This window comes from Streptomyces chisholmiae, from assembly GCF_031845445.1.
GTDB classification, from domain to species: Bacteria; Actinomycetota; Actinomycetes; order Streptomycetales; family Streptomycetaceae; genus Streptomyces; species Streptomyces chisholmiae.
The window spans coordinates 1-469 of record NZ_JAVREO010000136.1 but is presented as its reverse complement, the minus strand read 5'-3'; the positions used below and the strand labels follow the sequence as shown (position 1 = coordinate 469).

1 protein-coding gene is annotated in these 469 nt (G+C 69.7%); it reads right to left on the bottom strand.

Annotated features, from left to right (window positions below; genetic code table 11):
• A partial coding sequence (locus RM844_RS32455; RefSeq protein ID WP_311671030.1) for a peroxiredoxin-like family protein occupies positions 1 to 469 on the bottom strand: 469 nt, incomplete at both ends.

Sequence of the window (469 nt, the reverse complement as noted above, 5' to 3'; positions counted from 1 at the left end):
ACCGCCGCACGGCGGCGGCCCGCAGCAGGTCATCGACCGACCATTGGTCGTCGGCATGGGAGCCGTATTTGGCGGCGACCACCACGCCGTCCGGGGCGACGAGGAAATCTGCGGGCAGCCCGAGCCGGCCACCGGCCTGTCTGCCTGCCGGGGCGCGGAACCGCCCGCCCACCGTCAGCAGGCCGCCGCGGATGATGGCCGGCCAGCTGCGGGGATCGAGCAGTGCCCGGGCACCGGATTCGACTCCGAACTCCCGGTAGATCTCCTTGCCCGGATCGGCGACGGTGGCGAACGGCAGATCCGATGTGTGCTCGGCCAATTCGGCTGCGGGGGAGTGGAAGAAGACCACCTCGCGGATACCGGCGGCACTGATCTCCGCGTGCCGGGCCACGAACGAACGCAGGTGCAGATTGCAGATCGGACACCCCGCGAACCGTCTGAACTGCAGGTGTACCAGGCCGTGTGGATC